This window comes from Niveispirillum sp. (assembly GCF_017996735.1).
GTDB lineage: Bacteria > Pseudomonadota > Alphaproteobacteria > Azospirillales > Azospirillaceae > Niveispirillum.
Map to the genome: position 1 here is coordinate 1 of NZ_JAGOGJ010000118.1, position 19,576 is coordinate 19,576.

At 65.2% G+C, this 19,576-nt stretch carries 17 protein-coding genes; 13 read left to right on the forward strand and 4 right to left on the reverse strand.

The annotated features are described in order from the left end of the window. The 4 genes from KBA48_RS25640 to KBA48_RS25655 all read left to right on the forward strand — a co-directional run. Positions 1–1,566, forward strand: a 1,566-nt coding sequence (locus tag KBA48_RS25640; protein ID WP_292911537.1) for a hypothetical protein, incomplete at its 5' end; no start/stop codon positions are given. 1 nt (position 1,567) lies between these two features. Further along, the gene (locus KBA48_RS25645; RefSeq protein WP_292911538.1) at positions 1,568–2,521 is read left to right on the forward strand and encodes a response regulator; all 954 of its coding nucleotides are present in this window, start codon (positions 1,568–1,570) and stop codon (positions 2,519–2,521) included. Positions 2,522–2,524: 3 nt separating this feature from the next. Beyond that, complete coding sequence (locus KBA48_RS25650) at positions 2,525–3,322, forward strand: hypothetical protein (RefSeq protein WP_292911539.1); 798 nt, start codon at positions 2,525–2,527, stop codon at positions 3,320–3,322. A gap of 16 nt (positions 3,323–3,338) precedes the next feature. Continuing rightward, entirely contained in the window at positions 3,339–4,982 is a 1,644-nt protein-coding gene (locus tag KBA48_RS25655; protein WP_292911540.1) for a sensor domain-containing diguanylate cyclase, read from the forward strand. On the opposite strand, the gene rtcA is transcribed toward KBA48_RS25655, so the two are convergent. Continuing rightward, entirely contained in the window at positions 4,979–6,001 is a 1,023-nt protein-coding gene (rtcA, locus tag KBA48_RS25660; protein ID WP_292911541.1) for an RNA 3'-terminal phosphate cyclase, read from the reverse strand. The genes KBA48_RS25655 and rtcA overlap by 4 nt on opposite strands. Before the next feature lie 5 nt (positions 6,002–6,006). Next, positions 6,007–7,233: an RtcB family protein gene (locus KBA48_RS25665; protein ID WP_292911542.1), complete on the reverse strand. Its 1,227-nt coding sequence runs from the start codon at positions 7,231–7,233 to the stop codon at positions 6,007–6,009. Positions 7,234–7,512: 279 nt separating this feature from the next. Between KBA48_RS25665 and rtcR the strand changes: the two genes are divergently transcribed. The 7 genes from rtcR to KBA48_RS25700 all read left to right on the forward strand — a co-directional run bounded on the left by rtcR (position 7,513) and on the right by KBA48_RS25700 (position 16,954). After that, entirely contained in the window at positions 7,513–9,129 is a 1,617-nt protein-coding gene (gene rtcR / locus KBA48_RS25670; RefSeq protein ID WP_292911543.1) for an RNA repair transcriptional activator RtcR, read from the forward strand. A gap of 77 nt (positions 9,130–9,206) precedes the next feature. Next, positions 9,207–9,539 (forward strand): YbjQ family protein, encoded by a 333-nt coding sequence (locus KBA48_RS25675; protein ID WP_292911544.1) that lies wholly within the window; start codon positions 9,207–9,209, stop codon positions 9,537–9,539. Next, positions 9,536–10,234 (forward strand): heavy metal-binding domain-containing protein, encoded by a 699-nt coding sequence (locus KBA48_RS25680; RefSeq protein WP_292911545.1) that lies wholly within the window; start codon positions 9,536–9,538, stop codon positions 10,232–10,234. Before KBA48_RS25675 ends, KBA48_RS25680 begins: the two co-directional genes overlap by 4 nt. 332 nt (positions 10,235–10,566) lie before the next feature. After that, the gene (locus KBA48_RS25685) at positions 10,567–13,575 is read left to right on the forward strand and encodes a TonB-dependent receptor (RefSeq protein WP_292911546.1); all 3,009 of its coding nucleotides are present in this window, start codon (positions 10,567–10,569) and stop codon (positions 13,573–13,575) included. A gap of 231 nt (positions 13,576–13,806) precedes the next feature. Further along, positions 13,807–16,002 carry a winged helix-turn-helix domain-containing protein gene (locus KBA48_RS25690; RefSeq protein WP_292911547.1) on the forward strand — a complete coding sequence of 732 codons (2,196 nt, stop codon included), beginning with the start codon at positions 13,807–13,809 and terminating at the stop codon, positions 16,000–16,002. Between the two features lie 311 nt (positions 16,003–16,313). After that, complete coding sequence (locus KBA48_RS25695) at positions 16,314–16,574, forward strand: hypothetical protein (RefSeq protein ID WP_292911548.1); 261 nt, start codon at positions 16,314–16,316, stop codon at positions 16,572–16,574. 26 nt (positions 16,575–16,600) lie between these two features. Beyond that, the gene (locus KBA48_RS25700; RefSeq protein WP_094455982.1) at positions 16,601–16,954 is read left to right on the forward strand and encodes a hypothetical protein; all 354 of its coding nucleotides are present in this window, start codon (positions 16,601–16,603) and stop codon (positions 16,952–16,954) included. A 17-nt stretch (positions 16,955–16,971) separates the two neighbouring features. Here the strand turns inward: KBA48_RS25700 and KBA48_RS25705 are convergent, their stop codons facing one another. Both KBA48_RS25705 and def read right to left on the reverse strand, forming a co-directional pair. Then, positions 16,972–17,697, reverse strand: a complete 726-nt coding sequence (locus KBA48_RS25705; protein ID WP_292911549.1) for a COQ9 family protein — start codon at positions 17,695–17,697, stop codon at positions 16,972–16,974. Positions 17,698–17,717: 20 nt separating this feature from the next. Then, complete coding sequence (gene def, locus KBA48_RS25710; protein WP_292911550.1) at positions 17,718–18,278, reverse strand: peptide deformylase; 561 nt, start codon at positions 18,276–18,278, stop codon at positions 17,718–17,720. A gap of 302 nt (positions 18,279–18,580) precedes the next feature. Between def and rpsU the strand changes: the two genes are divergently transcribed. After that, on the forward strand, positions 18,581–18,784 hold the full coding sequence (rpsU, locus tag KBA48_RS25715; protein ID WP_012567245.1) for a 30S ribosomal protein S21: 204 nt from the start codon (positions 18,581–18,583) through the stop codon (positions 18,782–18,784). A gap of 142 nt (positions 18,785–18,926) precedes the next feature. Beyond that, a partial coding sequence (locus KBA48_RS25720) for an AraC family ligand binding domain-containing protein (RefSeq protein WP_292911551.1) occupies positions 18,927–19,576 on the forward strand: 650 nt, incomplete at its 3' end.

Consider the following 19,576-nt stretch of genomic DNA (forward strand, 5'->3'; position numbering starts at 1 on the left):
ATCATGAGCGCCGCCGCCGTTGCGCCCAGCCGCCCCTATGTGCCGTCGCATCTGGATCAGCGCGGTGCCCGGCTGGTTCCGCGCTGGCTGTTCCCCGTCTCCCTGGCGCTGCTGCTGCCGCTGATCGGGTTTGTCGCCTCATGGCCGATGCAGGAAGGCTGGCTGGGTCCGGCCATGGCCGACCGCTGGACCCGCGCCCTGCTGGCCACCGCCGATGTCGGCGCCTTCCGCGACCTGACGGGCACGGCCTATCCGGTGCTGCCGCTGGGTTTCGATATGGCCATGGCCCTGATCCCCGGTTTGGGGCGTGTACCGGCCCCGCTGTTGGTCAATGTGCTGATGCTGGCCATCGCGGCGTCGCTGTGGGTGCGCATGCTAGTGGCGGGTGGGCATCGGTTTGTGCCGGCTCTGGTCACGGCTGGGCTGCTGGCCTGCGCCCCGTCCCTATCGCTGATGGTTGCGGCGGGTGGGGCCGCCCCGCTGGGCGTGCTGGCCTTCACCATCGCGGTCAGTTCCTCCCTGTGGCTGGTGCGGCGGGGAGAGGTGAACGCGATGATTGCGCTGGGTGTGTCGCTGGCCTTTCTGGCGCTGGCCGATGCGGCGGGGGCCTATCTGGTGCTGGCATCGGTGCCCTTCATCGCCCTGATGCTGCCGGCCCGCATGGTCGCCACCTCCGCGTCGGGCAGTCTGCTGGTGGTGATGTTTCCGCTGATCTTCGCCGCCATCGCGCTGTTCTATGTCAACTGGGTGTTCGGCGGGTCGCCGCTGGCCTTTGCCGCCGGGGTCGATGCCGCCATCCATGGGTCGGCCGCACATATCAGTGACAGTTCCTGGCTGCTGGGTCCGGGCGGCGGCATCGGGACAGCCCTGCTTGCCGGTGCCCTGCTGATCCTGGCCAATGCGCCGCTATTGCCGGTGGGTCTCCGGTTTGGGGACCGGGGGGCAAGGCGGGTGCTGCTGCTGTTGACGGGCCTGGTCCTGACGGCCCTGATCTTGACCTCTGCCACCTGGTTCCTGGGTGATCCGGGGCGGCTGCTGGCCTATCTGTCCCCCCTGTCCGTCCTGGCGGCAGCCGTGACGGGTCGCAACCGGCTGCGCGGGGGATTGTTACCGCTGCTGGCCCTTCTGGGGCTGGCGGCCGGTTGGTGGGCACAAGGACAGGTGGGTGATGCCGATACGCGCGCCTGGCGCCATGCTATGGCGGGTACGGGACAGGTGGACGGCGTGACGCAGGCGGAGCTGGCGCTGGGCGGGTTCCTGCGCGACCTGGACGATGTGGCTATAGACGGGTTGACAGCGGGCGCCGTGCTGCCGGGGCGCGGACGGGCGGGCGGCCTGATCCTGCCCAGCAATGACCGGTTGAAGGCCGATCTGATCGTCAGGCAATTGCGGGCGACCTATGTCGCGCTGCGTGATCCCGTCAGTGCGGCGGGCACCCGTGACCGGATCGCACAGGCCATGCCCGATCTGTGGCAGGATGCCGGAACGGGGGCCGTGCTGATCTATGACAGGGGGGACTGGCGCGTCTGGCGATTGCCAGCCGACGGCAGGAATGGGGGGGAATGACATGATCCTGATCGTCGAGGACCTGGAAGAGGTCCGGGAATTGCTGGCGGCACAGCTTAATGCCTGCGGTTACGGCCCCATCATCAAGGCCGGCAGCGCGGAGGAGGCGCTCGCGGCCCTGGATGTGGAGCGGCGGGAGGGGGAGGAATGCCCCATCGACATCGTGCTGATGGACATCATGCTGCCGGCGATGGACGGAATTACCGCCACCTGCCTGATCAAGGACAATCCGCGGCTGGCCGATGTGCCGGTGATCATGGTGTCGTCGCTGGAGGATGAGGAGACGCTGAACCAGGCCTTCATCGCCGGCGCCTTTGATTATGTGGTGAAACCGGCCTCGCTGGTGGCGCTGCGGGCACGGGTGCAATCGGCGCTGCGCTGGCGCACCGAGGCGCGTCGCCGCCGGGCGCGGGAGGGTGAATTGGCCGAACTGGTGGCCGACCGCCGTCAAGTGCCGGTTGCCGATGTCGCCGGTGTCCGGGGACTGAGCTGGCCCGGTCCGTTGCAGGCGGTACAGCTTCTGGCTGAACGGGCGCAACGGCGCCATGACGGCGCCGTCCTGATGGTCGCCATCGATGATTTCGGCCGGCTGGAAGAGGTGGATGGCGCCGACCCCGCGGCGGCGTTGACCCGCCGCATCATGGAACTGGCCGCCGGCCTGCCGGGGCGCATCGGCGATGTGCTGACCATGGCCGGTGACGGGCGGCTGGCCATCCTGTTCGAAAGTGCCGATCCCGGGATCGCCCGTGATGTCGCGGAACGGCTGGTCGATCTGGTCGGGCGTGCGCGTATTCCCCATCCACGGTCCAATGCCGGCCCGCATGTCAGCCTGTCGGCCGGTTATGGCGCCGGGCTGGATGCGGCCGTCGTTGCGCGATGTGCATTGGACCATGCCCGCGCCCATGGCGGGGGTCTTATCGTCGACGGCGCCAGCCTGCCGCTGGAGGAACACTGACCCATGACCTGTTTTAAGTCCGCAGCTTGCCTGGCCGTTGCCCTGCTGCTGCCCGCCACCCCCGCCCTGGCCGGTGCCTGGCCACAGGCGGCGGGGACCATGGAGGTGATTGTCGGCGCCACCTATTCGGAATCGGACAGCGGTTTTGACGGGCGCGTCGGCGCCGCCGATCCCAAGTTCCGAAAGCTGGAAGTGGCGCCGCTGCTGTCATGGGGTGTCGATGGCAGCACGACCCTCAGCTTCCAGCCCTCCTGGCAATCGCTGAAGGCCGATCGGGTTGGCGGTGGCAGTGACGAGGGGTCGGGTCTGGCCGATGCCGAATTCGCGGTGCGCCGGACCATCTGGCAGGACGGTGCCGACATCGTCGCCCTGCAACCCCTGGTCCGCGTGCCCCTGGGCTATGACAGGGGTGACCAGCCGCCGTTGGGGTCGGGCAATGTGGATGCGGAATTGCGCACCCTTTACGGCCATGGGTTCGATGGCGGGTTCTTTGATGGACAGTTGGGCTATCGCACGCGCGGCGGCCCGGCGGCGGATGAGTTGCGGCTCGACCTGACGCTGGGCTGGCGGCCCGATGCCGACTGGCTGCTGCTGGCGCAGAGTTTCAACGCCGTCAGCGTCGGCACGCCGGGTGCCGGCTATGCCGATGTGCGCCGTTACAAGGTGCAATTGTCGGCGGTGTGGCGCCTAACCGACGATGTAGGTGTGCAGATGGGCCTGTCCAAGGCCATCGGCGGACGCAATGCCGGGGGCGAGCGGATGGCCCTGGTTGCGCTCTGGTGGCAGTTCGGCGGGCGATAAGGGAAGGCACGGTTGAATGGTAATTCTCAGCCTGCGCAACCTGTTGGGCGTGACCATCGGCACTATCGTGGCGCTGCTGGCCGTACTGCATGGCAACCTGACCGGACGGCAGGCGGAGGCCGTCCTTAACCATGAGGTCGGCACTTCGCTGTCCGGTATCGCAGAAGGCCTGTCGGCGCGCCTGAATGGCGACATGCAGGCGCGTGCCGCCCTGGCTCAGGTCCTGTCGCAGGTGGAGGCGCTGGAGCAACCGGCGACGGCTCAGCGCATTGTCGACCAGATGAGCGCCCAGGACCCGGCCCTGGCCTGGGCGGGGGTCACCGACCAGGATGGCAAGGTCCTGGCCGGTACGCGGGGCATTCTGGTCGGCCAGTCCCTGGCCCAGCGCCCCGTTTATCGTGAAGGGATCAGGGGGCTGTTCCTGGGCGATGTGCATGAGGCGGTGCTGCTGGCCAAGCTTCTGCCCAACGAGACGGGGGAGCCGTTACGCTTCGTCGACGTGTCGTCCCCGATCCGGGGTGGTGACGGCGCGGTCAAGGGTGTGGTGGCCATCCATTATAGCTGGGATTGGGCCCGCCGCCTGGTTAGCGACCCACAGTCCCCGGTGCAGAGCCGTGCCGGCGTGGAGACGATCCTTGTGGCCGCCGACAATAATGTGCTGCTGGGCCCGCCGGATCTGCGCGGGACGGTGTTGCTTTTGGAAAGTGTGCGGCGCGCCCGCGAGGGCTTGGTGGGATGGCGCGTGGAGCGCTGGCCCGACGGGCAGAATTACATGACCGGTTTCGCGACCGACCAGCGCCAGCGGCTGGTGAAGGGGCTGGGCTGGACCGTGCTGGTCCGCCAGCCGGTTTCCATCGCACATGCCCCGGCCGACCGCATGCGCTACACGATCTTCTGGTCGGGTCTGGGGCTGGCCACCTTGTTCGGGGCCCTGGGCTGGCTGGCGGCGCATCATATCGCCAACCCGCTGCGCGCCATTGCCCGTGCCGCCCGTGCCATTACCAAGGGGGTACCCGGTGCCACCATCCCGGCGGTGGGCGGTGCAAAGGAGATCGACACCCTGTCCCGTAGCCTGCGCGATCTGGTCAGCAGCCTGCGTGCCAGCAACCGGGCTCTGGTCGCCACCAATGCCGCCCTGGAACGGATGGAGAGCATCGCATATCAGGACCGTCTGACGGCACTGCCCAACCGGCGTTTCTTTGAACAATATCTGGATGTGGCCCTGTCGCGGGCGCGCAAGGACCATGACCGCATGGTCATCCTCTATCTGGATCTGGACGGGTTCAAGCCCGTGAACGACCAGATGGGCCATGATGCGGGGGACGAGGTGCTGCGTCAGGTCGGGCTGCGCCTGGCCTCCAGCCTGCGGCAGGAGGATGTCGTGGCCCGCATCGGCGGGGATGAATTCGCCTGCATCCTGGTGGTGTCGGAAGAGGAGGCACATCTGCCGCGTGAAGTGGCCGGGCGCCTGATTGCCGCCGTGAATGAACCGATGCTGGTGGCGGAGCGGACGGTCCGGGTCGGCTGCACCATCGGTGCCGCCTGCTGGCCGCAGGATGGGGATGAACCACGCGACGTCCTGCGCCTGGCCGACGCGGCCCTCTACGCCGCCAAACGGCAGGGCAAGAACCGCGTCGCCTTCCATGGGGAGCAAGCCTAGCCGCTATACACGGTCACCAGATGCCGCCCGTCCTCCTGCCGATCGATGCCGACGGACACATCCAGGAAACGGGCGATGGTATCGCAGTTGGTCAGCATATGCCGCGACGGTCGCACGGTGGTGAAACGTCCGCCGCCTGCCAGGGCCAGCGGCAGCAGCAACTGGTCGGCCAGATAAGGGCAGGCGGCGGCTCCCCCTTCCATCATGCCCGACAGGCGCCGTGCCGCAGTCAGGGCCAGTCGTGTCGCGGGCACCTGCCGCTCGCCAAAGCCCGTGCTCATCAGGGTCACCCCCTCATACCGTGCCATGAGCAGCAGGACATTGCCTGGCCCCCAGGCGGGGTCCAGCACCTCTACCCGGAAGCGATCGGGTGCCCAGCCCAGCTTATCCCGTGCCACGGCCAGTTCCGAGTGGGCGATATCGGGTGTCAGGTTGGTCACGCGGGCAACCCCCTCGGTATCCCGCAAGTCCCCCCGATCTGTCAGATCCAGCGGCCGCAGGGCGGAACAGGGGCTGATCGCCACCTGCACCCGCCCGCCGCCAGCCGGGTAGAAACCCGGCCGTTCCAGAACGGCCGTCACGGTCGGACCCATTCGGTTCACCAGCGGCAGAAAGACCTCTGCCAGGAAATCGAAGCAGGGGCCGTGGGGGTTGTGCGTTCCGCCTTCCAGTACCAGACTGGACGGACCATCGGCCAAAGCCAGGGCCGGCAGCAGGGTCTGTAGCACCAATCCCGTGCTGCCGGCCGTGCCGATGGCGAACAGGTAATCGCCCGCGCGCACCGGACCGGGGGCGAAGGTCAGGCTGCGACTGCCCAGCACGGCGCCGCTCACCTCCGCCCCGCTGATGGCAGCCGCCGCCTGTACTGCTGTCAGGTGCTGACGCATCAGGCCCGGCTTTTCCCGTCCGGCGCGGATATTGTCGATCTGGAAGGCATAACCGGTGATCATGGACAGCGATAGGGCGGTGCGCAGCACCTGCCCCCCGCCTTCGCCATCGGCGCCGTCGATGTTGATCATGAACCTCATCCCTTGACGCACACGATCTGCTTCAGCGTGTGTACGATTTCCACCAGATCGGTCTGTGCCGTCATCACCGCCTCGATCGGCTTATAGGCCATGGGCGTTTCGTCGATCACATCCGCATCCTTGCGGCATTCCACCCCTTCGGTGGCGAGGATATGGTCCTCCACCGTGAAGCGGCGGCGCGCCTGATGCCGCGACATGGCGCGGCCGGCCCCGTGCGAGCAGCTTTCAAAACTGTCCGGGTTGCCCCGGCCGCGTACAATGTAGGAGCGGGTGCCCATGCTGCCGGGGATGATGCCCATGTCGCCGGTGCCGGCCCGCACTGCCCCCTTGCGGGTGACGATCACGCTCTGGCCGAAATGCTTCTCCCGCCGCACGTAATTGTGATGGCAGTTGATGGCCTGCACCTCGGCCCCGAAGGGCTTGGGTATTACCTTGGCGAGCGCCGCCATGGTGTGGGCCATCATCATCCGCCGGTTCAGTGCCGCGAAATCCTGGGCCCAGGCGACCGCTTCGACATAGTCCTTGAAATGGTCCGTTCCTTCCGGGAAATAGGCCAGATCCTCGTCGGGCAGGTTGATGAACCAGCGGCGCATATCCTTCTTGGCCAACTCGATGAAATAGGTGCCGATGACGTTACCCACCCCGCGCGACCCGGAATGCAGCATCACCCAGACCCTGTCCGCTTCGTCCAGGCACAGTTCCACGAAATGATTGCCGGTCCCCAGCGTGCCCAGATGCGTGACATGGTTGGCGCGGGCCAGGGCCGGATATTTTTCGGTCAGGCGCTGGAACCGCTCCGACAGGGTTTGCCAGGCGGCGACCACATCGGGCGGCGGCTCCCCCCATGATCCCTTGTCACGGTTGCCGCGGCCCATGGTGCGGCCATGGGGTACCGCGCGCTCAATGGCGCCGCGCACGTCGGACAGATGGTCGGGCAGGTCCGACGCCATCAGCGTCGTCTGGGCCGCGCACATGCCGCAGCCGATATCCACGCCCACGGCGGCCGGGATGATGGCGCCCCTGGTCGGGATCACCGACCCCACGGTGGCGCCGATGCCGGCATGGACATCGGGCATCGCCGCGATATGACCGAAGATGAACGGCATACGGGCGGCGGCGCGCAATTGCGCTCTGGCCGTTTCGTCCACCGGTACGCCGCGTGTCCACATCTTTACCGGCACACCGCCATCTACCGGCATTTCTTCGTAATGGCGTTCGCACATGATCTCTTGTCCTTGTGGGCGCGTCCTGCCGCCCGGATTGATGCGCAGCGCTTGCCAGCCCCCGTGGCTGGCAAGCAGGGCCCGATCCCGCACCGGCGGGGCGCCGTCGGCCACTCGAACGGCACGCAGGGGTAAACGCAAAGGCCGTGCCAGAGAAATGAACGCGGTGAAATATGCCTGCGGATGGCGGAAATGCTGATCTTTTCGTTGATGTTGCGGGTTTCAAGGGGCCGAGGGTGCTGATATAAATTTATCGGATTTATAAATTTGGATAAAATAATGAAGCGCACCGTCGTGATCGGCTTCCTTGGCACGGTTCTGGACTTCGTGGGCAAGGGTAAGGACCGGTGGAGCCGCTGGCGCCCGTCCGTCGGCCTTTGCATGCAGGAGGATCTGCTGGTCGACCGGTTCGAACTGCTGCATGACGCGCACAGCCAGGGGGCCGCCCGACAGGTGCATGAGGATATCGGCACGGTGTCGCCCGGCACACAGGTGCGGTCGCACATCATGGCGTTGCGCAACCCCTGGGATTTTGAGGAAGTGTATGGAAAGCTTCTGGATTTCGCCCGCGCCTATCCGTTCGACACGGAAACCGAGGATTACCTGATCCACATCACCACGGGCACACATGTGGTGCAGATTTGTCTGTTCCTGCTGACAGAGGCCCGGTTTCTGCCGGCTCGCCTGCTGCAATCCAGTCCGGGCAAGGATCCCAAGGCGGTGGCGGCCGGCCGGGTCAGCACCATCGATCTGGACCTGTCCCGCTATGACAGTATCGCCACCCGGTTCCAGGCCCAGGCGCGGGAGGCGACATCTTTCCTGAAATCCGGTATCGCCACGCGTAACGCTGCCTTCAACCGTATGATTGACCGGATCGAACAGGTGGCAATCCGGTCACGGGCGCCGATATTGCTGCAGGGGCCGACCGGGGCCGGCAAGTCGCATCTGGCCCGGCGCATCCATGACCTGAAGCGCCAGCAACATCAGGTGGCTGGCCCTTTTGTGGAGGTGAATTGCGCCACCCTGCGTGGCGACGGGGCCATGTCGGCCCTGTTCGGCCACCGCAAAGGGGCCTTCACGGGCGCGGCCAGCGACCGGCCCGGCCTGCTGCGCGCTGCCGATCGGGGCATGCTGTTCCTTGATGAGATCGGGGAACTGGGCCTGGATGAACAGGCCATGATCCTGCGCGCGGTGGAGGATAAGCGTTTCCTGCCCGTCGGATCGGACAAGGAGGTGGAGAGCGATTTTCAACTGATCGCTGGTACCAATCGCGACCTTGGCGCCCTGGCGGCGGCGGGCGGTTTCCGCGAGGATCTGTTTGCCCGCCTTAACCTCTGGACCTTCGAATTGCCGGGGCTGGCGGAACGGCGGGAAGATATCGAACCTAATCTTGAATTCGAACTGGACCGGTTCGCGGCCCGTGAAGGGTTCCGCGCCACTTTCAATGCAGAGGCGCGGCGCCTGTACCTGTCCTTTGCCACCGATGCCGCAACCCCCTGGACCGGCAATTTCCGTGACCTTTCGGCCAGTGTCACCCGTATGGCCACCCTGGCACCTGGCGGACGCATCAATGCCGATATCGTGGCGGATGAGATTGCCGGCCTGCGCCGCCGCTGGCGTGGCACCGGTATGGGCTCATCTGATGACGGGCTGGCGGTACTGCTGGGGAATGACGTGCTGGGGGAAATCGATCTGTTCGACCGCTGCCAGCTTGCCACGGTCATCCGCGTCTGCCGGGACAGCCGGTCGCTGAGCGAAGCGGGCAGGGTGCTGTTCGGGGTTTCCCGCGCCAGCCGGAAAAGCGTGAATGACGCTGACCGCCTGCGTAAATATCTGGCGAAGTTCGGGCTTGATTTCGACGCGGTCCACGATGGGGCCAATTCCGGGCCCATCTGACCGGCCCGACCTTGCGACCCCTTCCGGCCCCTGCCATCCTGCCCCCCTGTGGGGATGAAGCCAGGGGGGGCGAGCCGATGATCCTGTCGACGCTGGAAAATCCGGCCGGATACCGCGTTGTGCGGCATCTGGGTCTGGTGCAGGGCAGCACGGTGCGGTCCAAGCATCTGGGCCGGGACATCATGGCCGGCCTGAAGGAGATCGTGGGCGGGGAACTGCGCGGTTACACAGAACTGTTGAACGAAGCGCGGGAAGAGGCGACGGCGCGCATGCGGGCGGCGGCGGTGGAACTGGGCGCCAATGCCATCATCTCCATCCGCTTCGGCACCGCCAATATCGGCAGTGGCGCGGCGGAGGTGCTGGCCTATGGCACAGCCGTGGAGTTGCTGGCGGACCATGCGCCATCGTGAGCGGGCCGGAACCTGAGCTTCCCCCCGGGTTCCAATGGCTGGAATTCCTGGAGAATATGGCGGACTGGGAGTTCCTGGGCTGGAGCTTCTGGTTCATCGGCGTGCTGCTTGCCGTTCTGTTCAACGCAGTCGTCCTGCTGTTGGGGGCCTGGCTGGAACGGCGCCACGACAGGGAACTGGCGGCGATGGAAGCGGCCACGGCGTCGGTGCGGGTATTCACGGGCCGCCCGCCGCCGGGTGTCACCGGAGAGCCCCGGATGGTGCAGACCGCCATCGTGATGGCCCCGGCACCATTGGGCCGTTTTATGCTGCTGGTCCGCCGTATCGTGGGCGGACGTGTCGTCACCCGTCAGCGTGACATGCAGCGTACAAGGCGACTGGCTTTGCTGCGTCTGCGTGAACAGGCGCGGCTGGCCGGAGCCGGGGTCCTGGCCGGGGTCGAGTTTTCCCAAATCGGCGTCGGGCGCGGCCGCTTCGCGCTGCTGGTCACGGGAACGGCCCTGGTCGGCAGCGAGCCGGCGCCCGCCCCCATCGTGACCGAGGCCATGGGGGCGGAGCCGAACCGTCACCGGCGCGAATTGCTGATTGCCTTGGCTGTGCTGATCATCGCGGCGGCGGTGACGACGGAACTGGATTACCTGTTCGACACTTATTTCGGAGATCTCTGGAAGCGCTGGGTCTTCCACGTGAAATAGCGTCGGCCAGCGGGCTGCCTTCTTCAGATTTGGACCGATTGGACGGATGGTTTAAGCGACCATGCCGGTAGATCGCGTTTCTCCATATGATTGCGGAATTGAAATTTAATATATTCTGCAATATGTGAAGTAAAAATAATCTCATTATTCTTACATTCAGGTTATAACTGTCACAGTTATAAATAATTCTGCTCCTGATTGACTGAATTACATTGCGGCGCTGTTCGCCTCGTATGAGTGTTTCGCCGGTGCCCCGTGGGCACACGTCGCTGAGCGCGCCCGTCATTGATCGAAAGAGGCGCCGCCTGTTGGAACGAGGGGATACAGCAATCATGACACATTCAAACAATACGCGGGTTTGCGCCCGCTCCCGTCTGCTGTTGGGGGTTGCACTGGTTTCGGTGCTGGTGCCGTTGGGGTCGGCACTGGCCCAGGATGCGGTCGAGGAGATCGTGGTGACCGGTTCGCGCATCGCCCGGCCCAATGACACGTCGACCAGCCCCGTCTATTCCGTGGGCGCGGCCGAGATCGATGCGTTGCAGCAGCCGGAAGTAGAAAAGATTTTCCGCATGCTGCCGGTGACGGTGCCCGGTGACGGGCAGAACACCAATAACGGCACCGCCGGTGCCTCCACCGTCGATCTGCGCGGCCTGGGGGCACAGCGCAATCTGGTGATGATGGATGGCAAGCGTGTCACACCCTATAATTTCAATGGCTTGGTCGATGTCTCCACCATTCCCACGGCGTTGATCCAGCGGGTCGACATCGTCACGGGCGGTGCATCCGCCGTCTATGGTTCGGATGCCATGTCGGGCGCCATCAACTTCATCATGAAGGATGATTTCGAAGGTGTGGACGCCAATTACGATCACTCGGTCACCGGTAAGGGCGACGGCACCATCCATTCCGCCGATGTCACGGTTGGGTCCAACCTGGCCGATGGTCGCGGCAATGTCGTGCTGGGCATCAATTATTCCAAGCGGGCAGGGGTGAAGCTGGGCGCCCGCCCGCTGGGTCGCCTGGGCATCGAGACGGCGACCGGCGCCGGTCTGGCGGATTTCCTGGCCGGTAACGCGGCCGCATCGGCCCCGGCGGGCTGTGGCGGACCAAATTCTGTGGCGGCCGGCGGTTCCACCACCACGGTGCCGACGCGTCTGGCCATCGCCGGCGGTCCCGGCCTGGGCCAGTTCCGGGAGGATGGCACCCTGGGTGCCAACTGCTCCGTCTTCAATTTTAATCCCTACAATTATTACCAGACCCCGTTGGAACGTTTCGGCGGGTTTGCGTCCGGCACGTATGAAGTCAACGAGCATGCGGAGGCCTATGGCCGCTTCTCCTATTCCAGCACCAAGAATACGCAGCAGGTCGCGCCCTCGGGCATTTTTGGCAACACCTTCTTCGTGCCGCTGGCCAATCCGTTCCTGTCGGCGCAGGCCCGTGGTGCCATCCTGACAGCGGCCAATGCCGGCCGCGTCGCGGGCACGGTCAGCACGACGGGCGCGCTGCCCAACTGGCGTGACGTGAATGGCAATGGCGTCGTCGATCAGGGTGACGATCTGCTGCTTTCGGTCCGGCGCCGTACGGAGGAACTTGGTGCGCGCACCACCAGCTATGACAACAGCTCCTTCCAGTTCCTGACCGGCCTGCGGGGCGACATCACCGATGGCTGGTCCTACGACCTGTCGGTTCAGCATGGCGAGTCGCACCGTACCAATGTCAGCGCCGGCTATACGAACGTCACCAACCTGGCCAATGCGCTGAACGCGGTCAGCACGACAGCCTGCCGTGGTGGTCAGCCGGGGTGTGTGCCCATCAATGTCTTCGGCGGGTATGGGACCATCACGCCAGAAATGGCGGCCTATTCCTCCGCGACGGCCATCGACAAGCAGGATTACAGCCAGACCATCGTCAGCGGTTCCGTCTCCGGTCCCATCGAAGGTCTGAAAAGCCCGCTGGCCGCTGACAGCGTCGCCGTCAGCTTCGGTGCCGAATACCGCAAGGAGAAGGGCAGCCGCACGCCCGACGAATGCTGGAAGACCCAGCCCACCAGTTGCCTTGGCGGTGCCGGCGGCAATTTCCAGCCGATTTCCGGCGGGTTCGAGGTGAAGGAATTCTTCGGCGAGGCCCTGATCCCGCTGGTTGCAGACCAGCCCGGCTTCGAATCCCTGGATCTGGAGGCGGCCTACCGCTATTCCGACTATGACCCCAGCGGCGTCAACAAGACCTGGAAACTGGGCCTGAACTGGACCCCGATCGACGCTGTCCGTCTGCGCGGCTCTCAGCAACGCGCGGCCCGGGCACCCAATGTGGGTGAACTGGCCTCGCCACAGATCGCCGCCCTGCAGAACGCCAATCTCGACCCCTGCTCGGTCGGCAATGCCGCCGCCCGCACGGATGCCACCCTGCGGGCGCGCTGTGCGGCGACGGGTATGACGGCGGCACAGATCGGTACGGTGGAGGATCTGGTGGCCGGCCAGGTGAATGTGATCGCCGGTACCGATCTGGCTCATCTGCCCACGCCGGAGAGGGCCGACACCACGACATTGGGCTTTGTGCTGACGCCCGACCTGGGCGTGTTGAAGAACAGCTTCATCTCGCTGGACTATTACAACATCAAGATCAAGAACGTGATCGGCGCCTTCGCCCCGCAGGAGATCCTTGATGGCTGCTACGTACTGGGTGATGCGTCACAATGCGCCAAGATCGTCCGCATCGGCGGCACCCTGACCCTTCCTGGATCCGGACTGACGGCGCTGACCACCAATCTGAACTATCTCCGGGCCGAGGGGCTGGAACTGGGCGTGAATTTCAACGTCGATCTGGAGGATATGGGCGCGACGGCTGATTGGGGCACGCTGGCGTTCCAGTTGAACGCCAACCGCTATCTGACGCAGGAATCCCGCAGCGACGGCATCCTGCCCGTGCTGGATTGCCTTGGCCGTTTCGGCACAAGCTGCCCCGGTGCTGCGGGCGTGGGCGGTGTGGGCAGCCCGCTGCCCAAGGTCCGCTGGGTTCAGCGCCTGAGCTGGACTGTCGGCGACCTGACCGTCGGCTATACCTGGCGCCATCTGGGTTCGGTGGAGATCGAGGAGGCGCAGAAGCCGACGACCTTTGACCAGTTCGAAAAGATCAAGGCCCACAATTACATCGATCTTCAGGCCGGTTATCAGTTGTTCGAGGAGGTCCGGCTGAGCGCCGGTGTCACCAACCTTTTCGACAAGAACCCGCCGGTCGTCGGCAACGAGGCGGGGGCGACCTCCGCCAATTCCGGCAATACCTTCCCCAGCATGTATGACGCGCTGGGCCGGGTATTCTCCGTGGGTGTCAACGTCCGGTTCTGACCAGAGGCCATTTTCCCGACCGGCAACGGTTCGGGAAAATCCCTGCGCCGATAATTTCGACGGGTTCCAGGCCCGGTCGGCCCCATGCGGGGCTGGCCGGGTCGCGGATTTTTCGGCTAGTATGGTTTTTACATGGCCGATGGGGCGGCTGAAGCGGTTGATCGTGGCGACGGGGCTTGGGGTACCAGGACCGGCGGGCGGGACCGTATTAGCCTGAGCATGGGAAGTGGAATGAACCATTTGGCCACTGGGTTTGACGTCAATCCCGACCAGGAAATGGTCGTGGGCGATGTCACGGTCTGCCCGTCGCTGAACCGTATCGCCCTCGGCGAACGCCAACGCCGTATCGAACCCCGGATCATGCAGGTCCTGGTGCTGCTTGTCCGCCACCAGGGACAGTCGGTTTCCCGCGAAACGCTGCTGCACCATGGCTGGGGCGGGGTGTTTGTGGCCGAAGACAGCCTTAATCGCTGCATCTTCCAATTGCGTCGGGCCCTGCGGGATGTGGGCAGTATCCGACTGCGGGTGGAAACAATCCCCAAATTCGGGTACGCGCTGTTCGTGGATGACGGGCCGGCCGCCGCCGCCGTGCCGGCGGACGCGCCGCCCGCCGCGCAGCCGGGTTCCACCGTACCTGTCCCTTCTGAATTGCCGGCCGCGCCGTCAGGCCCGGCACCTGCCCCATCGACACCGTCATCGGACCTGTTGCGGTTGCGGTTCACCTTGGCGGCGTTGCTGCTGGTGTTGGTTGTCGGGCTGGTTACGGGGGCCTATTGGTGGGGCGGCCGACCGGTGCCGATATCGGCGGTGCCGGTCTTCGACGTGCTGCCGCTGACGCTGGAGCCGGGCATGGACCTGTTCCCGGCCCTGTCGCCTGATGGCGAGATGGCGGCCTATGCGGCCCGCAATTCCTTTGACGATTTCGATCTGATCCTGCGCGGCACGGGGCCGAACGGCCGGTCTGTATCCCTGACCAACACCGACGACCATGACCGGGTTCCGGTCTGGTCGCCCCGGGGTGACAGCATCGCCTTCGTGCGCAGCGACCGTGACTGGAACTGCGCCATCTATGTGATCGCGGTGCCCGTGGGCAAGGAACAACGGGTCGGGCCGTGCCTGGGCGACATGCTGCCCAATCTGGTCTGGCAGCCCGATGGCAAGGCGCTGATCTTTACAGCGATTCCCGACGCCACGGTGAAGATGTCGCGCCTGATGGTGATGCCGCTGGATGGGGCGGCTCCCTTCCTGCTGCCGGTACCGCCAGGTGGCAATGCCGATGACTGGGTTCCCGCCTATTCACCCGATGGCACCAGCCTGGCCTTCGCCCGGGCCTGGCCGGAGGGGCGCCTATCCATCATGGTCATGGATGTGCGGACCGACCGTGAACTGCATCAGGTTCCGCTGGACAGCAGTTCGGTCAATTTCGACTGGTCCGTCGATGGCCGGGGCCTCTACCTCACCAATGCCAGCCGCCAGCGCAAAGGGCTCTGGTATGTCGATGTGCAGACCGGCCGCTGGCATCAGGTGATGCCCGGCATCGGCCAGATGGGGCGCCTTTCGGTGGCACGCGCGCGTGGCAACCTGGCCATGGAGATTTATCGCGGGCATGCCGATGTGGTGGAGATCATGGCCGATAGCCAGCGGCGGACGCTGCAGGGGTCGGGGGCCAATGAATCGGAACCGCAACTGTCTCCCGATGGCAATGCCATGGCCTTTGTCAGCGATCGGACGGGGGAGCCACAGGTCTGGCTGGCGGAAAAGGACCGGCAGCCCCGGCCCGTGACCAGCCTGCAGGGGGCCAACATGGCGGCCCTGCGCTGGTCCGCCGATGGCCGCAGCCTGCTGTTCGTGGCGGAGGTCGGGATGCTCAGCGATCTTTACCGTGTGACCATCGCCGACGAGATGATAACCCGCCTGACCCATGACGGGCATTTCAAGATGTCGCCGGCCTGGATGCCCGATGGCAGCATCCGCGTGGCGATCCGGGGGGATGCGACCTGGGATATCTGGTCCATTGATCCCACCACGGGCAAGTCGCCGGAAAAGATCGAGGAGAACCGCGACTATGTCGACCTCTCCGCCGATCGCACCTTGCTGCTGGTCGGCAATACCGGCAGCCGCCAACTGACCTGGACCGCGCTGGACGGGCAGGGGGGAAGCGGCACCATCGACCTGCCGGCGGCCCTGCGTCAGCGCAATGTCGTGGTCTGTCCCAACACCATCTATGCCGCGCGCATGAACCTGCCCTCGGCGGAGGTTGTGGCGGTGGACCGGCGCACCGGCGCGGAACGGCAACTGGGCGTGGTTCAGCGTACCGAGCCCCGGGGCCAGATCTCCGTCGATTGCGACACCGGGTCCGTCTTCATGGCGGAACTGGTCGGTCAGGAATCCGATCTGGTCCTGCTGAACCCCGTCAATCCGGAGTAATGTGATCGATCAAAATTCTTGACCGATGGTGTCCACGCCGACGGGCGCGGCGCGATCAGGTCGGCCCCATCAGGCCGGTCCCGCCCCTTCATCATCTTTCCATCATGTGCCGGACGGGCCTGGCAGCGGCCCCATCATATTCATATATTTCAATGGGTTGATGTATGATCTGCGACCCTGCCGTGAATGATCGGCTTTCAATCATGCAATGATCATCTTTCCATCATGGTCAGATCGATGCAGTCCGGCAACGTTGTTCCGGCACCGCAAAACATCCCAGCATCCCTGCCACCGGCACCGGATGCCGACCCATGGTGAAAGTGATGAAGGACGGGAAACTCCGCCTCAAGGCATGCATCAACATCGAATTCCAGACCGAGAGTTTCGTGGAGGCCGGTGAACACCAGAAGCGGCTGATGACGCTGCTGGAAGAGGTGCAGCGGCTTTATCCCGACAGCACCCTGGACCTGCGCGAACTGCGCAACCGGGGCGGCATACCGGGCAGCAGCAGCGCCCACCGGCCACCGGTGACGCGCACCGGCCGCCTGCGTCCCTATGCCGACGTGGCCTGAAACAATTTTGACTGAGGGCGGTCCCGATGCAGCGTTATCCCAGTACGGCGCTGGCCATCACCCAGGCGCTGTTGAAGATCAATCCCCGCATGTCGCTGCGCACGGCGGCGGCCCTGCTGACCATCTGCGAGAATGAAGGGATCAGTCAGGCGGAACTGTCCTACCTGATGGGGGAGGCGCCCTGCACCATCAGCCGCGCCGTGGACGAACTGTCCCGCGATCTGGATGAGGCGGAGGGAGAGACCGGCCCCCTGGTGGAACGCCGGGCCTGGACCCAGGATGCCCGCCTGCGCGTGGTGCAACTGACGCCGCGCGGCCGCGCCATTCGCGACCTGCTGAACAGTCAAATCGAAGCCGCCCGCCCCATCGTGGCGGCCTGATGCGAGGGGCCGGCGTGTTAAACCGCGCCGGCCCCTCGCAGATGACGCAGGAAGCGCGTCGGTGACGGGAAATGCGCCAGCAGACCGGCCGCCTTGTCAGCCCGGCCCGTGACCTGCCCGATCACCTTGCCCACACTCATTACATTGGCAATGCGCCGGTCCAGGAAAGCCCAACTGTCGGCCAGCTCCTCCGACCGGTCGTCCAGCCAGTAAAAGGTGGTCGATGTCACCACGCCGGCCAGCAGCAGGCGCTTGGTGTAGAAATTATAGTCGACCGATGCGTCGCCCACGGCGCGCCACGCGGCATCGACGGTGGCATAGACAAGCTGCGGTCCGCGCGTGGCATTCTGCGGCATGGCCAGCAGGCTGCTGGCGCGTCGCACCGCCTCCCGGTGCGGGGTCAGGATTTCCAGACGCTTGCGGACCGCCAGGGTCACGCGTTCGCGCACTTTCAGGCCCGACAGATCGATGCCGGCCAGGGCATCGCGCATCTGACGGTCAGCCCAGTCGCTGAACCAGCACACAGCCTCCACCGGGCCGCCGGGGAAGGCGGCCAGCGCCTCCTGCGGGTGGAAACCCGCCGCTTCCGCCCCGCGCCGCAGGGTGGCATCGGTCCAGCCATCAAAGGCCACATCCGGCAGCATGGATGTCAGGATCGCATCCTTGCGCGCGGCCAGGGCCGCCTGTGCTTCTGCCAATGCGTCCGGGGCCGGGGCCTGTTCCGGGGTCGCCATGTCGGTCATGACCTGTCTCCGTTCGTCCGTCAGCGTGCCGGGGACAGCACGTCGGGACCGAAAAACTTCTGCTCTTCCATATAGGTCAGCGTGGCCAGGCTTTCCATGCGGTCCAGATAGAGGACGGCGTCCAGATGATCCAGTTCGTGCTGAATCACCCGCGCATGGGTGTTCGCGGCCTCGCGTTCCACCAGATTGCCATCCAGATCATAGCCCCGGTAGCGGATGCGGCGATAGCGTGGCACGACGCCGCGCAGGCCGGGAATGGACAGGCAGCCTTCCCAGCCCAGCACGGTTTCGCTGCCCACGGGCACGAATTCCGGGTTGATCAGCACCTGCGGCCCCATGGGCGCGTCGCCCTGGTCGCCCGTGGCCCGTTCCGGCGGCACGCGGAAAACGATGAGGCGCTTGCCCACATCGATCTGGGGGGCGGCCAGGCCGATGCCGGGCGCATCGAACATTGTGTCGACCATGTCGGCGGCCAGTTGCCGCAGCCCGTCATCGAACCCGCCCGTGGCGGGCACGGGGATGGCGGCCGCGACCTGGCGAAGGACGGGGTTGCCCATGCGGACGATGGGAAGCACGGCCATGGCAAAAAAAGCTCCGAAAAAGGGGGGCGATTCGGCTATATAGCTATTGTGGAGCCAGGACGGCGGCGATGCAAGGCAAGGAAAACCGTGCCCCTGACGGTCGCATGCCCGCCATTCCGCATTTATCTTCACAAAGCGCCGATGCGGGTCTTCACAAGGTCACCCGGCATGTGTATAAGCCCCCTGACTGGATCGGGCGACGGCGCGACCTGCGTGGTCTCGCGTTGCCTCTTCTTGGTTTCAACCCTACCCGCAAGTGCTGGCTAAGGCTGGTGTGAGCGCACGATTGGAGTGGATGTCCCGTGCAAGTTCTGGTTCGTGATAACAACGTTGATCAGGCACTGCGCGCGCTGAAGAAGAAGATGCAGCGTGAGGGCATCTTCCGCGAAATGAAGCTGCGCCGCAATTATGAGAAGCCGTCGGAAAAGCGCGCTCGCGAGAAGGCGGAAGCCATCCGCCGCGCCCGCAAGCTGCTGCGCAAGCGTCTGGAGCGGGAGGGCTACTAAGCCCTTCCCCGTCCACCGGACGGGTTCCAGTCGGCCGCAAGGCCACGGGATTGAATGCCGCCCCTGGGAATGCCTGCGGGCGGCTTTTGGTCTTTAATGGGGTTGGGTTATGGTGCTGTCGCCGCTGCCAAGGTCCTGATGCATGCCCCGCCGCCCCACCGATCCCCATATCTTCTGGCGTGACCCCGCCCTGCCGCATCTGGAGGCGCGAGAGGTCATGGATGGGTGCACCGTCTGTTACGTCCCGCATTCCCATGCCACCTTCTCCATCGGCGCCATCACCGGCGGGCGTAGCGACTATCTGACCGGCGGTGACCGGTTTCCGGCGTTTGCAGGCACGGTCGTGCTGATGAATCCGGAAGTGGTCCATGCCTGCAACCCCGTGGAGGGGGAGCCCTGGTCCTACCGCATGCTGTATGTGAACACCGGCTGGCTGGCCGAGCTGCAGGGGCGGGCGGCGTTCCAGCCCTTTGCTTCCGTGATCAGCCGGGACCCCGATCTTTACGCCGATCTGATGGCCCTGTTCGATCTGCTGTTCGATGAGCGGGCGGGAGCGGCCGCCAAGGAGGCCGATGCTCGCCGCTTCTTCGCCGGGTTGACCCAGCGCCTGGAAGGAATGGAAGACGGGGAAGAAGAGGGGCATGCGGCGCTGGCGCGGGCCGCCGATCATATCACCCGGCATTGTACAAGTGACCTGAAGGTGGAAGAGGTGGCGGCGTCCGTCGGACTGTCGTCCTCCTACCTGATCCGGGCCTTCAAGGCGCGCTATGGCCCGACCCCGCATGCCTATCT